The organism is Paenibacillus apiarius, assembly GCF_017052585.1.
Taxonomy (GTDB): Bacteria; Bacillota; Bacilli; order Paenibacillales; family Paenibacillaceae; genus Paenibacillus_B; species Paenibacillus_B apiarius.
The window spans coordinates 552,131-575,724 of sequence record NZ_JAFFHZ010000002.1 but is presented as its reverse complement, the minus strand read 5'-3'; the positions used below and the strand labels follow the sequence as shown (position 1 = coordinate 575,724).

Below are 23,594 nucleotides of genomic sequence, written 5' to 3'. Positions count from 1 at the left end.
AATGGGAGGTTTCATCTATGCCACATATATTTGAAGGACATTTAGTATCCGAAGGACTGAAATACGGGATTGTTGCCGGACGTTTTAACGAGTTTATCGTGAGCAAGCTGGTGTCAGGCGCGCTTGACGCATTGACCCGGCATGGTGTCAAGGATGATGAAGTTGATGTCGCTTGGGTTCCGGGAGCATTTGAAATTCCTTTAATCGCTCAAAAAATGGCGGAAAGCGGCAAGTATGATGCGGTTATTACGCTCGGAGCGGTTATTCGCGGCTCTACTCCTCATTTTGACTATGTCTGCAGCGAAGCGGCCAAAGGCGTAGCGCAAGTGAATATGAAGACAGGCGTTCCGACCGTGTTCGGCGTGCTGACTACCGATTCCATCGAGCAAGCGATTGAGCGCGCGGGAACGAAAGCCGGGAACAAAGGCTGGGAGGCGGCCGTTACCGCGATTGAAATGGCAAACTTGACGAATCAACTAAAATAGTGCTTATTTAATGTAGTGCCCTTTTTGGGCGCTACATTTGTTTTTACACGGGAGGTTCACGGGGTGTCCGTAGTAACGTATAAATTGGATTTGTTCGAAGGGCCGCTCGATTTGCTCCTGCATCTTATCGATAAAGCGGAAATTGACATACAAGACATATCTATTAGCGAGATAACCGATCAATATATGGATTATTTGCACAACATGCACGAGCTCGAGCTTGAAATTACGAGCGAGTTCCTCGTTATGGCGGCAACCTTGCTATCGATGAAGTCGCAGCAGCTGCTCCCTAAACCTCCGGTCATGGACTGGGAAGATGATTTTGCGGACTATGATGATGACGAGATGGATCCGCGTACGGAACTGATTCGAAGGCTGATTGAATACCGCAAATTTAAAGGCATCGCCGAGCATTTGCGCGAACGAGAGACGGAACGCAGCTTAATCTTCACGAAGGAGCCGGAAGATTTATCGCCATACATGCCGACAGCTCAGGAAAATCCGGTGGAGGGGCTGCATGTGACGGACCTCATCGCCGCTTTCCAGAAGGCGCTCCGCAAGGCGGCGAGACGAACTCAGGTGGCGACCATTCATCGGGATGAAATATCGGTGAAGGATCGGATTCAAGATATTGTGCGGGCGCTGCGCCCGGTCGGCAACGGCGGCAAGACGATGTTCTCCAAGCTGCTCAGCGAACAGATGTCGCGGCATGAGATCGTCGTAACGTTTCTTGCTTTGCTTGAATTAATGAAGATGAAGCAAATACAATGTTATCAGGACCAATTATTCGAAGATATCGTGATTCAATGGAACGGTGAGGTGGAAACGGATGGACTTTCAGATGTTGAAGTCGATTATTGAAGGTCTTCTGTTTATGGCGGGAGATGAAGGGTTAAATAGTAAACAACTGGCAGAGATTACGGAACAGCGTCAGGAGATCGTGCAGGAAGCCATCAGCGATCTGCAGGCAGATATGGAGCGGGCCAAGCGCGGGATGCAAATCGTGGCCATTGCAGGCATGTACCAGCTGGCTACGCTGCCCGATCATGCGCCGTATTTCGAACGCATGGCCTATTCGCCATCTCGTTCATCTTTGTCCCAGGCGGCGCTGGAGACGCTGTCCATCGTGGCTTACCGCCAGCCGATTACCCGGGTGGAAATCGAGGAAGTCCGCGGTGTAAAATCGGATCGGGCCATACAGACGCTTGTTAACAAAGATCTAATTGAGGAAGTCGGAAGAGCTGAAGCCATTGGCCGCCCCATTCTTTATGGAACGACCAAATCCTTTTTGGATTATTTCGGACTGTCTGCGATTCAGGAATTGCCAGAAGCTTCTTTATTTGAAAAAACAGACGGATTAGAGGAGGAAACGCAGCTCCTGTTCGAGAAATTAGAAGGACGTCAGCTGACGATTGAGGATGTGAATGAAACTGAAGGAGGAAAATAACGATGCGAATTCAATTTCACGGCCATTCCTGCATTCAACTGGAGACTGAACATCACCGCATAATCATTGACCCATACCTGACTGGCAATCCGGTCGCGGCCGCCCGGCCCGCGGACATCGCTGCCGATTACGTGCTGCTGACACACGGGCATGGAGATCATATTGCCGATGCTGCCGCCATTGCGAAGCGGAACGATGCGACTATACTCGCCGTCGTAGAATTGGCAGAGTATATGGAGCGGCAGGGCGCGCGGGCAGTCGGCATGAACTTGGGCGGGTCCGCCGCTTTTGATTTCGGCATGATTAAGTGGGTGCCGGCGCTGCATAGCTCCTCGTACACGGAGAACGGAGAAGCCATTTATTTGGGCAATCCAGCCGGCATCGTGCTGCAAATGGACGGACTGACGCTGTATCATGCCGGCGATACGGCATTGTTCAGCGACATGAAGCTGATTGGGGAACGTTTCAAGCCGGATATTGCCTTTTTGCCTATCGGCAGCTTCTTCACGATGGATCCGGAAGACGCGCTGCTCGCAGCCCAATGGGTGCAAGCCAAAGTCGTCGTGCCGATACACTACAATACATTTCCTCCTATCGAACAGGATGCTTCGGCATATGTGTCCAGATTAAAGCTAATCGGAATCCATGGCGTCGAGCTTGCTCCCGGTGAATCGTTGGAGACGTCCGACTTAAACTTATAATGGGCAAACGCTTAAGCGGGTAAGAGCCTGTCTGTCAAAGATATTCATCGTCTTTGACAGACAGGCTCTTTATCATGTTATGGATGAATGATGAATTCCGAAAGTATGCTCAGTTGGATGAAAGGCCATAATACGGTTAGTTCAGGAAATGGGGGGGAGGCATACCATATGATTATAGGGGCAGTAGTCATCATCGTGCTACTTCTGCTGTTGATTTGCATACTTGCCTCATCTGTCGAGTGTAAAATTGTCATTCATAAGTCAGGCAAGCATGACCGCATTGCCGTGTTTATCCGCTTCTTGTTTGGCCGGGTTCGATTGCGGTATGAATGGCGCTCGATTCGCTTTATCGATTGGGATGAAGGATTTAATATACGAGTTCATAAGAAGGACAATGTTGGAACCGGACATGCCCGCAAACAGACAGGGCGCATCAATAAGCGGATACTCCGTAATTATGCCGAGAAAGTGAAGAGGCTTCTCCATCATACGCGTGATTTTCTGGAGTGGATTGGTGAAGCGCTGGATAAAGTAAAGTGCGATTCGCTGATATGGGATACGGAAATCGGCCTGCGCAACCCTGCGGCGACGGGAATCGTGACAGGAGCTTCTTGGTCTGCCAAAAGCCTGCTGGTAGGATTTTTGACGAGACATATCCGTTTCCACCGCCATCCCGATCTGGATGTGATCCCGCATTACAATTATCCGTATTTTTCCACGAGACTTGTCTGTATAACAAAAATTCGCACCGCACACGCTATAAGTGTCGTTTTTAAGCTAATCATCCGCATCGTTCGCGCAGAAGGAGGAGTCAGAACATGGCGGAACATCCTATCGAAGGCTTAATGCACGCCGCCTTTGAGAATATTAAAGCGATGGTGGATGTCAACGCAATTGTAGGGGATCCGGTGCAAACCCCTGACGGCAGCGTAATATTGCCGATTAGCCGGGTCGCATTGGGATTCGCTGCGGGCGGAAGCGATTTTCGCATCGAAGAGAAAGAACTGCAGCGCAGAGAATCTGGAGCACAGCACCATCCGCCCGCTGCCAAGCCTTTTGGGGGAGGGAGCGGGGGCGGTGTATGCATTACGCCCATCGCATTTTTAGTCGTTGGTCCGCAAGGTATCAATGTAGTGTCGCTCGATAATCAAACGCATCTGTTGGAAAAAATTATTGATGTCACGCCAAAAGTGCTGGATCGCATTGAGGCGATGATAAGACGCTCGCCATCCCAATCGAAGCCTGTGCCAGGTGAAGATATCATTTTGCCGTAGCAGAACACGACACAACAATTGGCGTCAAGTTCACTGTCCTTTGGAATAGCCGTTCCCGCAATGGCCCCGAAGGAGACAGCGAGCTTGGCGCCATGCTGCGTTATGCTGCTGCAAGCAAAGAAATTGGACATACCTCGACTTGCGCAAGCATACATATGTTACAACTTGACCGGCACGAATGTGAAGGAGGAACTTATGAACAGGTTTCCATGCGTAGGACAAGTTGCGAAAGCGCTCCTTATCAGTATGGTGCTGATGGGGGCGGGGAGCGCAGAAGCGTTCGGACAACCCGATTCGCACACACTCGACAGGAACAGGGAAATACAGACGATGCAGCCAGATTCGTCCATTCAGGAGCCGACGCGCATTTCACTGCCATCCACGCATGCTAAAGCCGCGGCATTAATCGATGTCCAGACGGGCCGATTGCTGTTCAGCCATAACGGTGACGCGATACTGCCTATGGCCAGCACCACCAAGATTATGACAGCGATCGTGGCGATTGAGCATGGCCGTCTCAGTGACAAAGTGAAGACCAGCGGCAAGGCGTTCGCCAAAGAAGGCTCCTCGATATATTTAAGGCTCGGCGAAGAGATGAGTCTGAACCATCTGCTGTATGGATTAATGCTGCGCTCGGGCAATGATGCTGCGGTTGCAATCGCGGAGCATGTGGGCGGGTCAGAGGAAGGCTTCGTATATATGATGAATGAGAAAGCCAGAATGCTCGGATTAGAGCACACGCAATTCCGCAACCCGCATGGACTCGATGCGGCAGGACATTACACGACGGCTAACGAGCTCGCCCAATTATCCGCCTATGCGCTGCATAACAGCACCTTCCGGGATATTGTGCGCACTCAGGTGAAGACGGCCCCGAATCCGCATGAGAAGTGGGATTACAAATGGACGAACAAGAACAAAATGCTTCACCTGTATGAAGGTGCGGACGGCGTGAAGACGGGGTATACGTCACGGGCGCTTCGGTGCCTCGTCAGCTCCGCCACGCGGGACGGACAGCAATTAGTGGCGGTTACCTTGAATGACTCGAACGATTGGGCAGATCACTCGCGGCTGCTTGATTATGGCTTTCAAGCGTTTCCGATGACGCCATTGGTGCAAAAGGGGCAGAGGATTGAAGGATCTTCACTGGAAACGTCTAGCGGGGTTGCTTATCCTATAGGCGCTGGAGAACGAGAGCGCGTCGCAATGGCTGTGAGCATCCCGGACGGGAACAGTCTGGATGCGCGATTAGGCCACCGCGGGCGGCTTATTGTGAAGCTGGAAGACAACGTAATCGCTACGGTTCCGTTGACGGAAACAAAAGCTTCGGCACCCGCGTTCTCCGTGCCATCCGATGATGGACATGCTGCAACGCCTGCTGGCAAGTGGTTTATAAAATTACGCGAGGTGGTAGGTTCGCTATTCGGCGTGTGACCTCATCTTCAATAGGAGGCGGGAACGATTGTAAATGCCATTTGGATGTTTATGCTGCTCGTCGGCTTTATCGCGGCGGCTGCTCAAGGCCGCATTGACACGGTTACAGAGGCGGTGTTCGACGGCGCCAAAACGGGCGTGACCGTCAGCTTTGGCCTGATTAGCGTCATGGTGTTCTGGCTCGGCATGATGCGAATCGCGGAAGACGCCGGCTTATTGAAGAGCCTGGCGAAGGCGCTTGGCCCTATCGTGCGGTATTTGTTCCCGGATGTGCCGCGGAACCATCCCGCCTTGGGGTTCATCATGTCCAACATGAGCGCGAATCTGTTAGGTCTCGGCAATGCCGCCACTCCGATGGGAATCCGGGCCATGCAGGAACTGCAGAAGTTGAACCCGAGCAAAGATACGGCAAGCCCTGCCATGTGCACCTTGTTGGCTATTAATACGTCAAGCATTACACTTATTCCGACGACGTTGATTGCGATTCGGATGAATTTCGGTTCTGCGAATCCCGCGGAAATCGTCGGCACGACCTTGCTGGCCACGATTGTCGCCACGTGTGCGGCCATTGCGGCAGACCGGTGGTATCGTCGGCGAAGCGGTTCTCCGCCGGACATGACGTCACGCCGCAAGTCCGGACTGCCGGCTCCTGCAGCCGGTGTGGAGCTTCCGCCAGTGCCGGATTAAATCTGCCGGCGCATGGTCGAGGACAGCGGCATGCGCCGCCGCTGTATATTACGGACTTATCTATCTGCAGCTTCTGTAATGCTTCGGAAAGGACGGTTCGCTCATGTATTCTTTTGTTGCCACGATATCTGCATGGGCCATTCCGGCCATTGTCGTATTTATTCCCCTATACGCTTACTTTCGCCGCGTGCCCGTCTATGAAACGTTCGTCGAAGGCGCGAAGGATGGCTTTCAGACATCGATAAATATTATCCCGACGTTGGTGGGGATGATGGTGGCGATTAGCGTCTTTCGCGCCTCGGGGGCAATGGATTGGATGGTCAGTCTGTTCAGGCCGCTGCTTGATATGCTTGGCGTGCCCAGCGAGGTGATGCCGCTCGCCTTTTTGCGGCCGATAACCGGAGCCGGTTCGCTGGCGTTTACGACGGATTTGATTAAGACGTATGGTTCTGATTCGCTCATTGGACGAATCGCTTCCACGATTCAAGGCAGTACAGATACGACCTTGTACGTGTTGACCGTGTATTTCGGGGCCGTAGGCATCCGCAACGGGCGCTATGCGCTCAAAGTCGGACTCTTCTCTGATCTGGTCGGGTTTGTGGCCGCTATTGTCGTATGTTTGCTTGTATTTGGCTTTATCGCGGGATAATATCTATTTAACGTGCAAAGAATGACGAGGGGCTGTCCCACAGGGTCTGCATGACCTGTGATATGCTCCCCTTACGGTAGACAGGTGAAATAATAAAGCCTGTGTAAGGGGAGCTTTTTTATGCCTAATAAAAAATATGATGCGTCAGAGAAACTCGTTATCATTGGTGAAATCGAAAGTGGCGAAATTGGTGTTAAGGCTGCAGCTAAGAAATACGGTATCAGCAAAACGACTTTGGTGAAATGGCGTCGTCGTTACAAGGTGTATGGTTATGAGGGGTTAGAAAAACAAAACCATAATCGAAGTTATAGTGCTGAGCTTAAGCTCCAAGCGGTGAAGGATTACATAGAGGGAGGATTGTCCCAATATCAGATCATCGATAAATACAAGATTGCAAGTAGAACGCAGCTTTCCAACTGGATTAAGGAGTATAATCGTCATAGCAGCTTAAAAGCTTATTCAGGAGGAGCGAAAGCAATGACGAAGGGGCGTTCAACGACTTGGCAGGAACGGATCGATATTGTGCAATACTGTCTTGCTCATCAGCATGACTACCGTAAGACAGCGGACCATTTTCAGGTCTCCTACCAGCAAGTCTACCAATGGGTGAAGAAGTTTGAAGAGGGCGGTCATGATGCGTTAAAGGATGGTCGGGGAAGAAAGAAAGCGCCGGAGGAATTAACAGAGGCCGATCGTCAAAAACTCGAGATGAAAAAGATGGAATATGAAATCGAGCGGCTTCGGGCGGAGAATGCATTTCTAAAAAAGTTACGGGAATTCCAAAGGAGGCGAAGCTAAGCCAATACCGTCAAGAGAACGTCTATCTTGCTATTCAAGCGCTTCAGGAAGAAGCGTTGTTCAGCGTTCAGCTTCTGTGTGAAATTGCAGGCATTTCACGTTCAAGCTATTACAAGTGGCTAAATCGCAAGCCCAGTTCGCATGAGCAGGAAAATGCAGAACTGACGCATGTCATGATGTCCATTTATGAGAAAGCCGAGCGTACCTTTGGATACCGTCAATTGACGTTGCACATGCGCCGCCAAACGGGAAAAACGATTAACCAAAAGCGCGTGTACCGGCTGATGAAGATACAAGGAATTCAATCCGTCATCCGGAGGAAGAAAAAGAGATATGCGAGATCCACTCCACAGCAGGTGGCGGAGAACGTGCTGAACCGCAAATTCACGGCAGATGCGCCAAATGAAAAGTGGGTTACGGATGTGACGGAATTCAAGTACGGCAATGGCCAAAAAGCGTATCTAAGCGCTATTCTCGACCTTCATGATAAATCCATCGTCTCCTATGTATTCGGGCGTTCCAATAACAATCCTCTTGTATTTCAGACGTTGAAACGTGCCTTGCAAGAAGCACCAAGAAGCAAGCCCATGCTTCATAGCGACCGGGGTTTCCAATATACCTCTCTGGACTTCAAGAAGCTCTTGGACGACAACAAAATGACTCAGAGTATGTCCCGTGTTGGACGATGTATCGATAACGGTCCAATGGAATCTTTCTGGGGAACTCTAAAATGTGAGAAGTATTATTTACACACCTACCATACCTTTGAGGAGCTCGAGAGGGACATCCAGGCCTACATCCACTTTTACAATTACGAACGATTACAAGCAAAACTAAACGGCCTCAGTCCGATGGAATTCAGGACCAAAGCCGCTTAATTAATTTTTATTTTTTGTACTGTCTACTTGACGGGGTGCAGTTCAGGCTGATGCATCCCGCGTATGCTCCTGCGTTGGATTGAGTCCAATGGAGCTTGCAAGCTTGCGCTGTCCGCAGAAAAAAACAGTTCTGCTAAATTCGACAACATTTTGAACAGTCCTGCTTGTGGTATCGTTCACAAAAGGATATCATTATCATGAGGTGACAAACGTATATGGAAGAACGTTTACAGAAGATTTTAGCGAATGCAGGTATAGCATCGCGCCGAAAATGCGAAGAACTTATATTAGCCGGCAAGGTCGAATTGAACGGGGAGGTTGTAACGACTCTCGGAGTGAAGGCGAACCCTGCCAGCGATGTCATAACGGTGAACGGCAAGCCGCTCAGAGTGAAGACGGAAAGAGTTTACTTGGCGTTTCATAAACCGAAGGGTGTAATCACGAGCACATCGGACCCGGAAGGCCGCAAGACGGTTATCGACTTCATTAAAGGCGTCGGCACGCGCGTATATCCGGTGGGACGTCTGGACTACGATTCCGAAGGCTTGCTGCTCCTGACGAACGACGGTGACCTGGCCAACCGCTTGACGCATCCGCGCCATCACGTGGCGAAAATTTATCATGCAACGGTGAAAGGCGTTCCGCACGGGGATGCCTTGGAGAAGCTGAAGCAAGGGGTCATGTTGGAGGACGGCATGACACAGCCTGCAGAAGTCGAATATCACGATGTTGACATGGAACGCAATATAGCAACCATTAGCATCATCATACATGAAGGACGTAACCGCCAAGTCCGCCGAATGTTCGATTCGATCGGTCATCCCGTCATCAAATTAAAACGGGTCCAATTCGGCAATATTACGCTGCAGGGCATCGCGCGCGGCAAATATCGCCATTTGACCAAGTCTGAATTGAATGAGCTGCAAATGTCGGTTATGTCAAAACGCACCCCTTAACGCGGAATGAACCGTATCCTGCATGCGCCCTTGGCTAAGACACATAATTTTCATATTGAGGAAGATGTGACCGTTGGTCTTTGAATTATAATGATCGTGAGCGGTGTAATCAATTTGTAGAAAATCCTCCTCTAAAATGTGAATAATGTCATAGAAGTGCGAGTTCGAAGAGAGCCCTATACAGCCGTTGTCGATTGACAGCTTGATTTGCTTCGTGATCATAAGGGGCTTTTTGAACAACTTCTGGAAAGGGCGTTGGTAATGGGCAAGCGGAATAAAACAATCCAGATCACCATCTTGGTCGTCATTCTCGTACTCGGCGGCTTCGCCGTAAGTTCCGCCTTCAAGAAGCCGGAAGTGCCGAAGGAAGGCAGCATGATCCCAGATCTGCCATTGCAGCAATTGAACGGCAGCGTCGTGAAGCTGGGGGATTACAAGGGCAAAGCGCTCGCGCTCAATTTCTGGGGCTCGTGGTGCGAGCCTTGCGAACGGGAAATGCCTGCGCTGCAGAAGGCGGCAGATGAGTGGAAGGCTAAAAATGTAGAGATCGTCGGCATTAACTACGGCGAAGATCCTTTGGTCGTACAAAATTATATGAAGAAGGTCAATGTGCACTTTACGATGCTGCTTGATCAGAAAAAGAAAGTGACGGAAGCGTTTGGGATTCGGCCGCTGCCGACCACGTTTTTCGTGAAGCCGGACGGTAAAGTCCACGCCATCCATATCGGTGAGCTCACCGAATCTCAACTGAACACCTATCTTCAGGAGATTGCGGGACAATGACAAGCGATAATGGAAGGAGGACAACGTAGTGCGGTTCGACAATACGAAATGCGAATGCGGCCACCAGAACGCGGTTGGAACCGTTCTCTGCGAAGCGTGCGGGAAACCGCTTCATGAGGAACCCGCATTGGATGAGGTTCTGGAGATGCGTTATGACGGAGTTGCGCGAAAATCGCAAAAGGCGAATCCGTCCATTATCGATCGCGTATGGAACTTTTTTTCATCCGTCAAGGTAGCGGTTTATTTAATTGTCATCACACTTATAGGCTCAATGTTCGGTACGATCTACCCGCAGGAAAGCCAATTCCTCAATATTGACGCATCTTTGTACTACAAGCAGACGTATGGGACGATGGGGCACATTTATTATTTGCTCGGCTTGTCCCATACCTACGAGTCCTGGTGGTTTATTACGCTGCTCGTCATGATAGGCGCGTCCCTCGTCATCTGCAGTCTGGATCGGGTGCTGCCGTTATATCGAGCCTTACATAAGCAGAAAGTGCGCAAGCACGGGCAGTTCATCACCCGTCAGCGCATTGTGTATCAAGGAGACATACAAGATTCGCCGGACACTTGGCTCGACGGGATGAGCAAAGCGCTCAAGAAGCGAGGGTACAGGATCGTTCGCGATGAGGATGCTCTATTGGCTGAGAAAAATCGCTTCAGCCGTTGGGGCCCATACATAAACCATATCGGGCTTATTATTTTTTTGCTGGCTGTTCTGGCCCGCGGGATTCCGGGTTGGCATATGGAATATTATGACGCTTTTCCGCAAGGTCAGCCGAAGGAAATACCGAATACGCCATATTATTTGCAGAATGACCATTTTACGGTTGAATATTACGGCGAGGAGGACATGCCTGAACAATTCGTCAAAGAAGGCCGTGTCATCGCGAAGCTGTTCGAGACGAAAGCGACGCTGTACCGCTGCGTGGATAAATGCGACGATCTCGCCGCAGATCCGGTGCTGGAAGAAGTGGCGAAGCACGATATTCGCGTGAACGAGCCGCTGGAGCACGATGGCATCATGGTGTATCAATTCGACTTCGATTTGACGCCAAGACTTGTAGCCGTAAAGCCGGTGTTGAAGAATCCGCAGACCGGGGAAGTGTACGGACAGATCGAGCTGAAGGTAAACCGTACGGAGACCCGCTATGAAGCCGGTCCATACACCTTAGAACTCACCCACAAATTCATGGATTTCGGACTTGATGAGAACGGGCAGCCGACAACGAAGTCTCAAGACCCGAATGCTCCTGCCTTTATCTTTATGATTAAAGGCCCGGGTTTACCGAAAGAGGGCGAACCGTATATGTACTTCCCTCTCCAAAAGGACAAAGTCAAGTTTCAGCAGGATGTCATCAATGGCGAATTAGCCAAAAAGTTCGATTTGCACGTCCAGTCGATGAACGATGTCACCTTGTCCGAATCCACCAGCTATTTGAACGTGCGCAAAGATACGGCGATGCCGTTCATTTGGGTTGGCGCTGCCATCAGTATGATTGGCCTTGTTATGGGCTTCTACTGGCAGCATCGCCGCATATGGCTGCGGTTGGATGGGCAGAAGCTGGCGCTCGGCGCCCATACGAACAAGAACTGGTATGGGCTGCGGAATGAAGTCGCCCGGGCTCTGCAGACAGTGGATATCGAAGTCGATGCCAAATCTATCGATCGTGGGGGGAGTAAGGTGTGACGTCATTAGAATTGAGTCAGGACGCATATGTGGCAGCGTTCTTCTTGTTTTGCATTTCGTTCATACTATTCGTCTATACGATGGCGGGCCGAAAAATGAAGATACGGGACTTGGCACGTCATGAGCGCAAGTGGGGCATAATTTCTTTCACCGTAACGGCTATCGGCTTCGGCTGTCAGCTCGTTTATTTCATCTCCCGGTGGATCGGCGCGGGACATATCCCGGTCAGCAACATGTACGAATTCATATCGTTCTTGTCGATGATGATTATCGGCGCTTTCGTTATTATGTACCTTATTTATCGTTCGGTGGTGCTTGGCGCATTTGCGGTTCCTCTGGCCGTTATTATTATGGCTTATGCTTCCGTCTTTCCGAGTGAGGTGCAGCCGTTGATTCCGCAGCTTGATTCGGTCTGGTTGAAAATACACGTTACGCTGGCAGCGCTCGGTTACGCTTTCTTTGCCGTTGCCTTCGTGGCCGCACTGCTCTATTTGCTGCGGACGGTGCGTTGGAATTCGGCAAACGATCGGCGTTCGCAACGTTGGCTCGAATTCACGATGGGATGTATAATTGTTGTTATCGGCTTCATCGCCGTCGTATTCAGTTTCCGCGCCGCAGACTATGAAGTGATTATTAACCAAAAAGTGGAAACGGTCGAAAACGGCCAAATTAATAGTAAAATAGAATCGGTTACGTATACGATGCCGCCTCTGATTGCTCCTTACAACAGTGAAGAAAGTTCTTTAGAAGCGGTGCCAAGCTTTATCGGCATGAAGCTGCCGCTGATGGAGGCTCCTGGCTGGATGAAAGGGGTTCAGGCGGGGCGCAAGCTGAATACGGTCATTTGGTCGCTTTTTGCCGGACTTGTGCTGTATGCGGCCATCCGGCTCATCCTGCGCAAGCCGATTGCTAAAGCTATCAGTCCGTTGGTGCAGGGGCTTGATCCCGATCTGGTGGATGAAATCAGTTATCGTTCCATCGCGATCGGATTCCCCGTCTTTACGCTAGGGGCGTTGGTCTTCGCTATGATATGGGCGCAGATCGCCTGGTCCCGCTTCTGGGGCTGGGATCCAAAAGAAGTGTGGGCGCTCATTACGTGGTTGTATTACAGCGCCTATCTTCACCTGCGCTTGTCCCGAAGCTGGCACGGCGCAAAATCTTCATGGTTGGCCGTTTTTGGCCTTCTGATAGTGATGTTTACGCTTGTCGGCGTCAATCTTGTCATTTCCGGGCTCCATTCTTATGCCGGAGTGTGAACATTGCGCCGATCGCGATTCAAGTCGAACGACTGCGGCCTGTCCCAGTCGTTCATACTTTTCGATACCGTTGGAAGGAGAGTCGTTCATGTCCGAACAAGTGAACCGCATCTTGGTCGTAGATGATGAAGAACGGATTCGTCGCCTGCTTAAGATGTACCTAGAGAAGGAAGGCTACGAAATCGATGAGGCGGAGGATGGTGAAATCGCGCTCCGCAAAGCGGCTGGCGAAGATTACGACCTAATCCTGCTTGATGTAATGCTTCCTGGAATGGATGGCATCGAGGTCTGCACCCGCTTAAGACAAGTCAAAGCGACACCGGTTATCATGCTAACTGCCAAAGGAGAAGAGATGAACCGGGTGCAGGGCTTTGAAGTCGGGGCGGATGATTATGTGGTGAAGCCGTTCAGCCCGCGCGAGGTAATTTATCGCGTCAAGGCGGTGCTGCGCCGTTCATCGGCCACCGCATTTTTGACGAACGATCCGAAAGCAAGCAACAACATCGTATTTCCTCACCTGATTATCGAACATGATGCCCACCGGGTGACGGCAGGCGGACATGAAATCAGCCTTACTCCGAAAGAATATGAGCTGCTTCATTATTTAGCCGTGTCACCGGATAAAGTGTTTTCGCGCGAAGAATTGCTGAAGGACGTATGGAATTATGAATTTTTCGGCGATCTGCGCACGGTCGATACCCATGTGAAACGGTTGCGCGAAAAATTAAACAAAGTTTCACCGGAAGCGGCTACGATGATTACGACCGTGTGGGGCGTCGGTTACAAGTTAGAGGTGCCTAAATAATCGTGAAATTTTGGCGCAGTGTAGTAGGCAAGCTATGGATGACCATCATTGGTCTGGTTGCAGTCGTTATGGCAACGTTGGGTGTATACTTGCTTCCCTATATCGATAGCAACTTTGCGCATCCTAACGATATAAAACAATTATTCGTATATACCGCCATTACCGGGTTTTCGCTTACGACTTTTTTCGCTTTGTTTTTATTCACTAAAATTACGCAGCCGCTTCGCAAGCTGAAGCAGGCAGCCGATACGATTCGCCAGGGCGACTATTCGACGCGCGTCACGATTCCATCCTCCGATGAGATTGGGGAATTGTCGCGCACGTTCAATCACATGGCGGAAGAGCTGAAGATGACGATTCAGGATTTGCAGCACGAGAAGGAGCACCTGGCCAGCGTGCTGCGCAGCATGACCGATGCGGTCATTACGTTCGACGCTTCGGGGAGCATGCTTCTCGCCAACCCGCATGGGGAAGCGATCTTGAGCCGCTGGAATTCGATGGAGTGGAATGTCGACGTAGAACCGTCCGGTCCTTCATCGGTTCCCGTTCCGATGAAGCCGCTGTTTCAGAAGGTTATTCGGGAAGGTGAAGAAGTGTCGACGCGCGTCCATGTCAGACAGGAAGTATGGTCGGTTATCGTGGGGCCGCTTCATGCTGACAGCCGCGTGCGCGGCGCCGTAGCGGTGCTGCGCGACGTGACGGAGGAGGTACGGCTCGAGAAGCTGCGCAAGGACTTCGTCGCTAACGTCTCGCACGAAATTCGCACGCCGCTGTCGATGCTGCAAGGATACAGCGAAGCGCTGCTGGACGACATTGCGGCTTCGCCGGAAGAACGGCAGGAATTGGTGCAAGTCATTCATGACGAATCGCTGCGTATGGGGCGGCTCGTCAAGGACCTGCTGGATTTGGCCCGCATGGAAGCGGGACATCTGCCTATGCATTGGAGCGAGGCGGACGTGCATGAGCTCATTCATCGCGTATACCGCAAGTTCTCGGTCATAGCCAAAGAAAGAGACATACCGCTGCATATGTCATTGGATGCTGAGGACCCTGTCCTGCCTGTTGCAGATGAAGACCGTTTGGAGCAGGTGCTGACGAATTTGCTCGACAATGCGCTCCGGCATTCTTCATCAGGGGAAGAAATACGAATCCGGACCGAACGAACGGTATCGTCGGGCGGAGAGGAACTGCTGTGGATTCATATTAAAGACCACGGACAAGGCATTCCTTCGGAAGACGTTCCTTATATCTTCGAACGCTTCTACAAAGCCGACAAGGCTCGTAAAAGAGGGGCTTCAGGAGGCACGGGGCTTGGGCTTGCCATCGTCAAAAACATTATTGAGGCGCATAACGGCATCATTCGCGTCGACAGCGCCTTAGGCCAAGGGACAACGTTCTCCTTTGCCGTCCCTATTCGCTCACCAGAAGATGCAAAATGACAAACAAACGACAACTCCCTTCCCGCCATTTCGGCAGCGAAGGGAGTTTTTTGTTGAGGGCTGCACCTCATTTGCTGTCAGAGGAGCGCGTATTTTTACTATTAATCTTGTTGGTCGTGAAACAATATATATGCTTATAGCACGATTTCCTTCGCTTTATTGATATCCGCGTTATTTTTCAACTGCGCGAGAACTTCCTGCGACACGGCCTTATCCACGGACAATACCATGATGGCGGAGCCGCCGACGATTTTACGTCCGACCTGCATCGTCGCAATATTGACGTCGTTGGAGCCGAGCAGCGTACCGACCGTGCCGATTACCCCAGGCTTGTCATTATGCGAGATAAGCAGAATGTGGCCTTCTGGCGCGATATCGACCGGATATTTGTCGATTTGCACGATTCGTTCCCCGTATCCGTTCAGCAACGTGCCGGCTACCAGGCGCTCTTCCGAACTAGTCCGAAGGGTCACCGAGAGCAGGTTGGTGAAGCCCTTTGCGGTGTGCGATTTCTGCACGACAATGTTGATGTCTCTTGCTTTTGCCAAATGCATGGAGTTCACGATATTGACGTCCGAGCCTAAATGCTGTGACAGGATGCCCTTGACGATTTCGCGCGTAATGGGCTGCGTGTCCACTTCAGCCAAGTCGCCGGAATAGTTGACGACGATTTCATGCACGGCGCTTTTGGCCATTTGAGAGACGAACTGCCCCAGCTTCTCGGCCAGACCGAAGTATGGCTGAAGCTTTTTTAGCACATTTGCCGGCACAGGCGGCATATTGACTGCATTCTTGAATGGTTCGCTGCGCAATATATGAAGCACCTGCTCGGACACGTCTACGGCCACGTTTTCTTGCGCTTCCACGGTCGATGCGCCCAAGTGAGGGGTTACAATGACCTTTGGATGATGCAGGAACGGATGGTCCGGCTGCGGAGGCTCCGCTTCGAAGACGTCGAAGGCCGCGCCGGCAACGATGCCTTCATCCAATGCTTCGATAAGCGCATACTCATCGATAATGCCGCCGCGCGCGCAATTGATAATGCGCATGCCCGGCTTCATCGCCTCGAACTGCGGCCGGGAAATCATGTGGCGCGTCTCGGCCGTCAGCGGCGTATGCACGGTAAGGAAATCCGCCGCGCGGATAATTTCATCGACCGAGCCAAGCTTAATTCCGAGCTTCTCGGCACGTTCCTCCGTCATAAACGGATCGAAGCCCATCACTTCCATTCCGAATGCTTTGGCCCGCTTAGCGACCTCGCTGCCGATACGGCCCATCCCAAGGACGCCCAGCGTCTTGTTCGACAGCTCCACGCCAAGGAACGATTTGCGGTCCCATACGCCATTAATCGTCTTCACGTAAGCCTGCGGAATGTGGCGGGCAAGCGCCATCATCATCGCAAAGGCGTGCTCGCATGTCGTAATCGTGTTGCCGTCCGGAGCATTAATGACAATGATTCCGCGCTGCGTCGCTGCTTGCAAATCGATGTTGTCCACTCCGACCCCCGCGCGTCCAATCACTTTCAGCTTCTTCGCCGCTTCCATGATACGCGGAGTTACGCGTGTCTGGCTGCGCACCAGCAGCGCGTCGTATTCACCGATGATTTCCACCAGCTCGTCTTCCGGCAATCCTGTTTGCTTTACTACCGTCACATCCTGTGCGTCGACCAATTTCTGAATTCCGAAATCGCTAATCGGATCCGATATTAACACTTTATACATTGGTTTCTCCTCCTTTAGTTCTATGTTTACATATAAAAAAACTCCCATCCGCATACTACGACCGTAGTAAGGGACGAGAGTCTTCTTCCGTGGTGCCACCCTTATTCGCCGTTCGTTCGCACAAACAGCCTTTTCATCTCATAAAGAGATAACGAACGATATCGGGTTCGAACCGTTTACGCCTACTATCTATTCAAGTTCAGCGCAACAACTCCGGAACGCTGGAACATGACAATCCGCCGCCGATTCCCACCTGCCATCGGCTCTCTGTAGACTTCTTTGCCCGTTCGTTTCCTTCACCGTATTAACTCATGAAATTTTACTTAATGTACCATGCTTCCAGATTAGTGTCAATAGGTTGAAAAAACGAAAATCGAATCTTTAAAACGAGCGAAAGCGCTTCAATTAACCCGATATAACGAACAAACTCATCGAATCATGCGTTTTATGTAAAGATTTTTTCTTTTCGGCAGCTAAGGTTGAATGATTCTTAAATTTTCTGCTATGATTCATCTATCGGAAGTTTGATAATGAAACAGAATTCGATTAGGCAGGGATGGAATGAAACAAAAATGGAAAAACTTCAAGTCGCGACAGGTCAATGTACAAGACTTAGACGACCGTATTTTGCTGATTAACTTATATTTGACTCAGGCGATTACCCTTGCGATAGGGATGGTGTGGATTTGGCTGCAAGGAAGGAATCCGTTCAAGCTGCTAAGCTTGCCGGAAGGCTGGACATGGCTGTGGTGGGGCGGCGGGTTGGCTGTTCTGGTCGTTCTGGCCGATATTGCGATATCACGCTTCGTGCCAGATGAGCTTAACGATGACGGGGGAGTCAATGAGAAATTATTTCGCAAGCGTCCGGTATGGCACATTTTCGCCATCTCCTTTATAGTAGGAGTATGCGAAGAAATGTTGTTTAGAGGAGCTGCGCAGCATGCGTTCGGCCCGTACTGGACCAGCATAATGTTTGCAGCTATCCATGTTCGCTATTTGCGCCACTGGTTGCCGACGTTAATGGTATTTTTAATTAGTTACGCTTTGGGAACCGTCTATGAATGGACAGGAACATTATGGGCTCCGATTATGGCTCATTTTGTAATCGATCTTATTATGGGACTTATTATTCGATTTCGGAGGGAAGCATGAGCGAGAATCATCCAGACCCGTCCTTTCGGGGGTTCTCTCGCAGACAAGACTCAATCGTACATAGCCCTGCACTGGATGCGCTGCGTCAATTGAAGGACGATGCGACGGACCAATCCGAATCAAAAATCGATCATCTTTCGAACATGAAGACAAAGACAGCAAATCATCAAGGGGATTTATCCGCACACGAAATGGCAGCTGTCGCTGCCGTTTCTCCATCTATAGAGGAAGATGAGGACCGCTCTTTACCGTCCCGTAAAGAATTGTATCCTTCCGACTATGCGAAGTTGACGAACTGGTTTTACAATATTCTATTTTTGTTGTTTATCGGACTATTAGTCGGACTTCTATTATGGGGACGCCACAAAATGGCGCTGGAGGGATAATCCGCCATGATTGCTGCTGCTGTTGTCATTGGTGTTGTCGCTATCGGTGTTCTTTTCGGGTATATGCTGTGGGAAGCTCGGGGACTGACAATTACAGAGGAAGTAGTGGTATTGGAGCGGTTGCCGTCATCCTTTGACGGGGTCCGCTTGTTCTTTATTACTGATTTCCACCGCAGGATAGTTACGGAGCAGCATTTGTCGGAGTTGGCACGGCATGAGAAGGCGGAGCTTGTGCTGGTCGGCGGGGATATGATCGAGCGTGGCGTTCCGTTGGAACGATGCTTGCACAATATGGGTTGCCTGCGCCGATATGCTCCCGTTATCGGGGTGCATGGCAACCATGACTATAAAACCGATATCCGCAAATTGGATGAAAATCTGCGAGATATCGGGGTTAAGCTATTGGATAATGAAGCGATGCGGCTTGAGCAGGGCGGCGAATTCATATGGATTGCAGGCTGGGATGATTACAGCTCGGGAAGAACCGATATCCGCCTTGCCATGAGCGAGCCGAGAAGCGAACCGCATTGTACGATAGTCCTTACTCACGATCCGCTGTCTCTGCGCGGGGTAGACGTCTCAGGCATCGATCTGGTGCTGTCAGGGCATACGCACGGCGGACAAATATGCGTACCGGGTTATGGTCCGGTGCGGACGGGCAAGTACTACCGGAAATATTTAGCGGGATGGTACGATTACCGGGACGATGCCAACCGGCGGACGAAGCTGTTCATCAGCAGGGGATTCGGCACGTCTCATCTGCCTTTTCGCCTGAACAGCAAGCCGGAAGCCCATTTTATAACACTCCGCTCCAGCGCCAAAACCACTGTTTCCTAAAATTAATCCGAATGCTTCGCACATCCGGCGCTCACACTACAACTGATCCTAACAAATAAGGAGGACACAGCAGTGAGAGTGAATGCATTTATTTCGGGAGCGGCAATCGGAATATTGGCGGGCATGTACATGGCGGATCGCCGCTCGCTGGCGAATCTGCAGTCCAAGCTTCAGCTTGCTGGCGACATGGTTCAGGATGTTATGGGGAAAGCGAAGGACAAAGTCATGGACACCGCGCTTACCAAGAAGATGTCCAACATGACCTCGCTGATGATGGATTCCAAAGCACAGCCAAGCGACACAGGCTTTAGCCTGGACCAAGTTAAAGCTCTGATTGATCGCGACCCGGAAGTGAGACGCAAGGTCGATGCCATTCTGAGCGAGAATGGATTGGCTCCGGTTCCGGCGACATTGACAACGACTAAGTCGTCCGCTGCGGAACCGGCTTCGCAAAATATCGCCAAGGCGCAAGCGGCAGAACGTTCGAAATCCGTCAGCGGCACCGAACAACAATCGACTCATTGATCGTATGCTTCAAGCAGGAATGACCTTTTTTGCAATGCTCATCGATAAGGTTTTCACATGGCTTACCCGACGAAGCAACCGCTCTGATGCGGTTGCTTTATTTTTGTAATATTTAACTTTTCCATACATAACCTAGTACGTCTATTTTATGTAGTGCAAAACATTTGAAATAATGATAACATGAATTACATAGAACCATTTTCAGCACATATTATATGTTGCTTCATAATCTGTTATAACCGAAGCTGTAAAGGAGGGTCCTGTCATGAAAATCGAACGTCTAGGCCAAGATAAAATCCGTATTTTTCTTACGTTCGACGATTTATCGGAGCGCGGGATCCAACGCGAGGATCTGTGGCAGGAAATGTCTAAGCTGCAGGAGTTGTTCGCAGAAATGATGGATCAAGCGTATACCGAACTCGGATTCGATGCGACGGGACCGCTTGCCGTAGAAGTATTCGCAATGCCTGCTCAAGGCATGGTCGTCATCGTCACGCGAACCCGCTGGGACAGCGCATCGCACCATGCTCACGGTATGGATGAAGATGAATTGGACGACGTATACGAAATGGAAGTTACACTGGAGGAAAGCGATACCATCGTGTTCGCATTCCGTGATTTTGAACATTTCATCGAAGCGGCTCATACGGTGAACGGTCAATTCCCCGTCTCCGGCGCGCTCTACCAATATAATGGACAGTGGATTTATCATGTGGAACCGGCCAATATGGACCCGAATCGCTTGCATGGCTTCATTGCCATCTTAGCGGAGTACGGGGAAGCAACGTCGGTCACAACCGCTGTTTTGGAAGAGTACGGTACCTGCATCATTGCAGAAGATGCGATATCCGTAATTTGTGCTCATTTCAAAGCTCGACGTGACTAGCGCCGTGCAATCGTCAACAGGGAGCGCTCATTGCATCAACAGTATGTGAGCTCCCTGTTTTTAATTTGTCATCACTTGTCAATCAATATATGCCATCATCCTCTCATTGGACACTACATAACCAACATCATAGAATCAATGAGCCAATCTAACTAAAATCTATGAGGTGAATCAAGATGTCCGCACAAGATCACAATTTTCTTCTTCAATCTACACAAGTCGTAATCGAGCAAGCTCTTCAGCGTTTAGGCTATGAACAAGACATGGTCGATTTGTTGAAAGAACCGCTGCGTATGTTAACCGTTCGCATTCCGGTTCGTATGGATGACGGTAAAGTGAAGATGTTTACCGGATTCCGGGCTCAGCACAACGATGCTGTCGGTCCGACCAAAGGCGGAGTGCGTTTTCATCCGGAGGTGTCGGAAGAAGAGGTTAAGGCGCTGTCCATCTGGATGAGCTTGAAATGCGGAATTGCCGATCTCCCTTATGGAGGCGGGAAAGGCGGCGTTATCTGCGACCCGCGGCGGATGTCATTCAATGAGTTGGAACGCTTGAGCCGCGGCTACGTGCGCGCAATCAGCCAGATTGTCGGACCAACGAAGGATATTCCGGCGCCTGACGTTATGACCAATGCGCAAATAATGGCATGGATGGTGGATGAGTACAGTTGTATCCGTGAATTTGATTCTCCCGGCTTCATTACCGGCAAGCCGATTGTGCTCGGAGGCTCGCAAGGCCGCGAGACGGCGACTGCGCAAGGCGTCGTGATGATGATTTACGAGGCCTTGAAGGTCAAGGGGATCCCGCTCAAGGATGCGCGTGTCATCGTGCAGGGCTTCGGCAATGCAGGCAGCTATCTGTCCAAATTCATGCACGAAGCGGGAGCCAAAGTTGTCGGTATTTCCGACGTGCACGGCGCGCTGTATGACCCGAATGGATTGGATATTCCGGATTTGATCGACCGTCGCGATTCCTTCGGTACGGTAACGAATCTGTTCAAAAATACGATTTCAAACGAAGACCTGCTTATTCAGCCTTGCGATATCCTCGTTCCGGCCGCGATCGAGAATCAAATCACCGAGCATAACGCGCATCAGATTCAAGCGCAGATTATTGTCGAGGCGGCAAATGGACCGACTACGATTGAAGCGACGAAGATCGTAACCGATAGAGATATTCTGCTCGTGCCTGACGTGCTGGCGAGTGGCGGAGGCGTTATCGTTTCTTATTTTGAGTGGGTGCAAAATAATCAAGGTTATTATTGGAGTGAGGAAGAAGTGATGCAGAAGCTGCAAAAGCTAATGACGCGCGGATTCCTTAAAGTGTACGATGTGCATCGGACGAAGCAAGTTGACATGCGGCTTGCCGCCTATATGGTCGGTGTCCGCAAGATGGCGGAAGCGGCTCGCTACCGGGGGTGGGTGTAAGCGTGATTTGTATTTCGGCCATGACTTCATTAGTTGCCAACATCACAGAATCGGCCGTGCAAACAAGCGAAAGTTCGACGCCAATCCTGCCATTGTTAACGGCCGCGATTGCACCGGGAATTGCATTGTTAGTTTACTTTTATTTAAAGGATCGCTACGATTACGAACCGATTCACATGGTCATTCGCATTTTTCTGCTCGGATTTTTAATCGTGTTTCCGATTCTTATTATTCAGTACGGACTTGTGCAGTGGTGGGGGAATAATCCTTATGTATTTTCGTTCGTCGTCTCATCCGGCGTAGAAGAATTCGTCAAATGGTTTGTCCTCTACCATATGATTTACAATCATGTCGAGTTCGACGAGCATTATGACGGGATCCTGTACGCGGTTGCGGTGTCGCTCGGCTTCGCTACGATTGAGAACGTGCTGTATGCATGGGCCAATCATACCTCCTTCTCGCATCTGTTGATTCGGGCGCTGCTGCCGGTGTCAGGGCATGCCCTCTTCGGTGTCATTATGGGTTACTATTTAGGAAAGGCCAAATTTTCAAAAGGAGGCCGCTCCCGCCGATACTTGCTGTATTCCATTGGCATCCCTGTGTTCTGGCACGGCATATACGATCTGATATTGCTTATGGTGACTCGTTACTGGATATGGTTTGTCGTTCCGCTCATGATATTTCTTTGGTATTACGGGATGGGCAAGGTGAGGCGCGCCAATGCGCGCTCTCCGTTTCATTCCGTTAATCAGCGCGAGGAAGAGATTAATATGTAGCGCATACGGAAATACTATACACAAATGCTCTGTTTATTATGTTCAATCACCAACATAAGGAGGACTTGTGTGCGAGTAAAAGTAACCATTCGCTGCAGGCAATGCGGTGAGAAATTTATCCTGCGGGGCAAACGGGAAAGGGGCCGGGTTGAGACTGGCTTCAAGCAATGCGTATGCGATAACCGTGAAGACTTTATAATTGATGAACAGCCGATTTAGGATATGAATGCAGAAAATGCTACGTGATCAGAAGGGTCACTTTTCAGCACCGAGAAGGTTGCGTGAAGCCGAAGAAGGAAGGAACGGAATGTAGCAGGTCTACATGAGTACCGTACTTCGAGGGTGAGCGCAAGATTCGATGCCGAATATGCTTGCAGAAAATGCTTCGTGATCAGAAGGGTCACTTTTCAGCACCGAGAAGGTTGCGTGAAGCCGAAGAAGGAAGGAACGGAGTGTAGCGGGACTACATGAGTACCGTACTTCGAGGGTGAGTGCAAGATTCGATGCCGAATATGCTTGCAGAAAATGCTTCGTGATCAAAAGTGAAAGAGCGTAACGTTTGGAAACCATGCATAAAGCTCCCGTCTTTCCAGCAAACT

The 23,594-nt window shown here is 50.4% G+C and carries 26 protein-coding genes and 1 other annotated feature; of the genes, 25 read left to right on the top strand and 1 reads right to left on the bottom strand.

Annotated features, from left to right (window positions below; translation table 11 throughout):
• Positions 1 to 17: 17 nt before the first annotated feature.
• The 17 genes from ribH (at position 18) to JSQ80_RS28615 (ending at position 15,285) form a co-directional block, all read left to right on the top strand.
• Positions 18 to 485 carry a 6,7-dimethyl-8-ribityllumazine synthase gene (gene ribH / locus JSQ80_RS28695; protein ID WP_087433124.1) on the top strand — a complete coding sequence of 156 codons (468 nt, stop codon included), beginning with the start codon at positions 18 to 20 and terminating at the stop codon, positions 483 to 485.
• A 63-nt stretch (positions 486 to 548) separates the two neighbouring features.
• Positions 549 to 1,346: a segregation/condensation protein A gene (locus JSQ80_RS28690; RefSeq protein ID WP_206098130.1), complete on the top strand. Its 798-nt coding sequence runs from the start codon at positions 549 to 551 to the stop codon at positions 1,344 to 1,346.
• Entirely contained in the window at positions 1,315 to 1,932 is a 618-nt protein-coding gene (gene scpB / locus JSQ80_RS28685; protein WP_087433122.1) for an SMC-Scp complex subunit ScpB, read from the top strand. Before JSQ80_RS28690 ends, scpB begins: the two co-directional genes overlap by 32 nt.
• A gap of 2 nt (positions 1,933 to 1,934) precedes the next feature.
• A complete protein-coding gene (locus JSQ80_RS28680; RefSeq protein ID WP_087433121.1) occupies positions 1,935 to 2,633 on the top strand; it encodes a metal-dependent hydrolase in 699 nt (232 codons plus the stop codon).
• A gap of 168 nt (positions 2,634 to 2,801) precedes the next feature.
• Complete coding sequence (locus JSQ80_RS28675; RefSeq protein ID WP_206098129.1) at positions 2,802 to 3,479, top strand: DUF2953 domain-containing protein; 678 nt, start codon at positions 2,802 to 2,804, stop codon at positions 3,477 to 3,479.
• The gene (ytfJ, locus tag JSQ80_RS28670) at positions 3,452 to 3,907 is read left to right on the top strand and encodes a GerW family sporulation protein (RefSeq protein ID WP_087433119.1); all 456 of its coding nucleotides are present in this window, start codon (positions 3,452 to 3,454) and stop codon (positions 3,905 to 3,907) included. The genes JSQ80_RS28675 and ytfJ overlap by 28 nt, the downstream gene beginning before the upstream one ends.
• A 195-nt stretch (positions 3,908 to 4,102) precedes the next feature.
• Positions 4,103 to 5,341: a D-alanyl-D-alanine carboxypeptidase family protein gene (locus JSQ80_RS28665; protein WP_240464336.1), complete on the top strand. Its 1,239-nt coding sequence runs from the start codon at positions 4,103 to 4,105 to the stop codon at positions 5,339 to 5,341.
• 27 nt (positions 5,342 to 5,368) lie between these two features.
• Positions 5,369 to 6,028, top strand: coding sequence for a nucleoside recognition domain-containing protein (locus tag JSQ80_RS28660; protein WP_206098177.1), 660 nt, complete (start codon positions 5,369 to 5,371; stop codon positions 6,026 to 6,028).
• 103 nt (positions 6,029 to 6,131) lie between these two features.
• Positions 6,132 to 6,677: a spore maturation protein gene (locus tag JSQ80_RS28655; protein ID WP_087433117.1), complete on the top strand. Its 546-nt coding sequence runs from the start codon at positions 6,132 to 6,134 to the stop codon at positions 6,675 to 6,677.
• A 120-nt stretch (positions 6,678 to 6,797) separates the two neighbouring features.
• Positions 6,798 to 7,475 (top strand): helix-turn-helix domain-containing protein, encoded by a 678-nt coding sequence (locus tag JSQ80_RS28650; protein ID WP_206098128.1) that lies wholly within the window; start codon positions 6,798 to 6,800, stop codon positions 7,473 to 7,475.
• Positions 7,433 to 8,353, top strand: coding sequence for an IS3 family transposase (locus JSQ80_RS28645; protein ID WP_206097446.1), 921 nt, complete (start codon positions 7,433 to 7,435; stop codon positions 8,351 to 8,353). Before JSQ80_RS28650 ends, JSQ80_RS28645 begins: the two co-directional genes overlap by 43 nt.
• A 215-nt stretch (positions 8,354 to 8,568) precedes the next feature.
• Positions 8,569 to 9,309: a pseudouridine synthase gene (locus JSQ80_RS28640; RefSeq protein ID WP_206098127.1), complete on the top strand. Its 741-nt coding sequence runs from the start codon at positions 8,569 to 8,571 to the stop codon at positions 9,307 to 9,309.
• Positions 9,310 to 9,570: 261 nt separating this feature from the next.
• Entirely contained in the window at positions 9,571 to 10,092 is a 522-nt protein-coding gene (resA, locus tag JSQ80_RS28635; RefSeq protein WP_206098126.1) for a thiol-disulfide oxidoreductase ResA, read from the top strand.
• A gap of 28 nt (positions 10,093 to 10,120) precedes the next feature.
• Positions 10,121 to 11,785: a cytochrome c biogenesis ResB family protein gene (resB, locus tag JSQ80_RS28630; protein WP_206098125.1), complete on the top strand. Its 1,665-nt coding sequence runs from the start codon at positions 10,121 to 10,123 to the stop codon at positions 11,783 to 11,785.
• Positions 11,782 to 13,041 (top strand): cytochrome c biogenesis protein CcsA, encoded by a 1,260-nt coding sequence (gene ccsA, locus JSQ80_RS28625; protein ID WP_206098124.1) that lies wholly within the window; start codon positions 11,782 to 11,784, stop codon positions 13,039 to 13,041. Before resB ends, ccsA begins: the two co-directional genes overlap by 4 nt.
• Before the next feature lie 88 nt (positions 13,042 to 13,129).
• Entirely contained in the window at positions 13,130 to 13,846 is a 717-nt protein-coding gene (locus JSQ80_RS28620) for a response regulator transcription factor (protein ID WP_087433111.1), read from the top strand.
• A 2-nt stretch (positions 13,847 to 13,848) separates the two neighbouring features.
• Entirely contained in the window at positions 13,849 to 15,285 is a 1,437-nt protein-coding gene (locus JSQ80_RS28615) for a HAMP domain-containing sensor histidine kinase (protein ID WP_087433110.1), read from the top strand.
• A 134-nt stretch (positions 15,286 to 15,419) separates the two neighbouring features.
• Here the strand turns inward: JSQ80_RS28615 and serA are convergent, their stop codons facing one another.
• The gene (gene serA, locus JSQ80_RS28610; protein ID WP_206098123.1) at positions 15,420 to 17,006 is read right to left on the bottom strand and encodes a phosphoglycerate dehydrogenase; all 1,587 of its coding nucleotides are present in this window, start codon (positions 17,004 to 17,006) and stop codon (positions 15,420 to 15,422) included.
• Between the two features lie 66 nt (positions 17,007 to 17,072).
• Positions 17,073 to 17,315, bottom strand: a binding site (T-box leader).
• A gap of 252 nt (positions 17,316 to 17,567) precedes the next feature.
• Between serA and JSQ80_RS28605 the strand changes: the two genes are divergently transcribed.
• The 8 genes from JSQ80_RS28605 to JSQ80_RS28570 all read left to right on the top strand — a co-directional run bounded on the left by JSQ80_RS28605 (position 17,568) and on the right by JSQ80_RS28570 (position 23,214).
• Complete coding sequence (locus tag JSQ80_RS28605) at positions 17,568 to 18,158, top strand: CPBP family intramembrane glutamic endopeptidase (RefSeq protein ID WP_087433108.1); 591 nt, start codon at positions 17,568 to 17,570, stop codon at positions 18,156 to 18,158.
• Positions 18,155 to 18,544 (top strand): hypothetical protein, encoded by a 390-nt coding sequence (locus JSQ80_RS28600; protein ID WP_206098122.1) that lies wholly within the window; start codon positions 18,155 to 18,157, stop codon positions 18,542 to 18,544. The genes JSQ80_RS28605 and JSQ80_RS28600 overlap by 4 nt, the downstream gene beginning before the upstream one ends.
• Before the next feature lie 6 nt (positions 18,545 to 18,550).
• Complete coding sequence (locus tag JSQ80_RS28595) at positions 18,551 to 19,381, top strand: metallophosphoesterase (RefSeq protein WP_206098121.1); 831 nt, start codon at positions 18,551 to 18,553, stop codon at positions 19,379 to 19,381.
• Between the two features lie 72 nt (positions 19,382 to 19,453).
• The gene (locus JSQ80_RS28590) at positions 19,454 to 19,906 is read left to right on the top strand and encodes a DNA-directed RNA polymerase (RefSeq protein WP_087433105.1); all 453 of its coding nucleotides are present in this window, start codon (positions 19,454 to 19,456) and stop codon (positions 19,904 to 19,906) included.
• A 265-nt stretch (positions 19,907 to 20,171) separates the two neighbouring features.
• Complete coding sequence (locus JSQ80_RS28585) at positions 20,172 to 20,792, top strand: genetic competence negative regulator (protein WP_087433104.1); 621 nt, start codon at positions 20,172 to 20,174, stop codon at positions 20,790 to 20,792.
• 176 nt (positions 20,793 to 20,968) lie between these two features.
• A complete protein-coding gene (locus JSQ80_RS28580; RefSeq protein ID WP_206098120.1) occupies positions 20,969 to 22,219 on the top strand; it encodes a Glu/Leu/Phe/Val family dehydrogenase in 1,251 nt (416 codons plus the stop codon).
• A 2-nt stretch (positions 22,220 to 22,221) separates the two neighbouring features.
• Positions 22,222 to 22,995, top strand: a complete 774-nt coding sequence (gene prsW, locus JSQ80_RS28575; RefSeq protein ID WP_336245864.1) for a glutamic-type intramembrane protease PrsW — start codon at positions 22,222 to 22,224, stop codon at positions 22,993 to 22,995.
• A gap of 69 nt (positions 22,996 to 23,064) precedes the next feature.
• Entirely contained in the window at positions 23,065 to 23,214 is a 150-nt protein-coding gene (locus JSQ80_RS28570) for a hypothetical protein (protein ID WP_176392781.1), read from the top strand.
• Positions 23,215 to 23,594 lie beyond the last annotated feature (380 nt).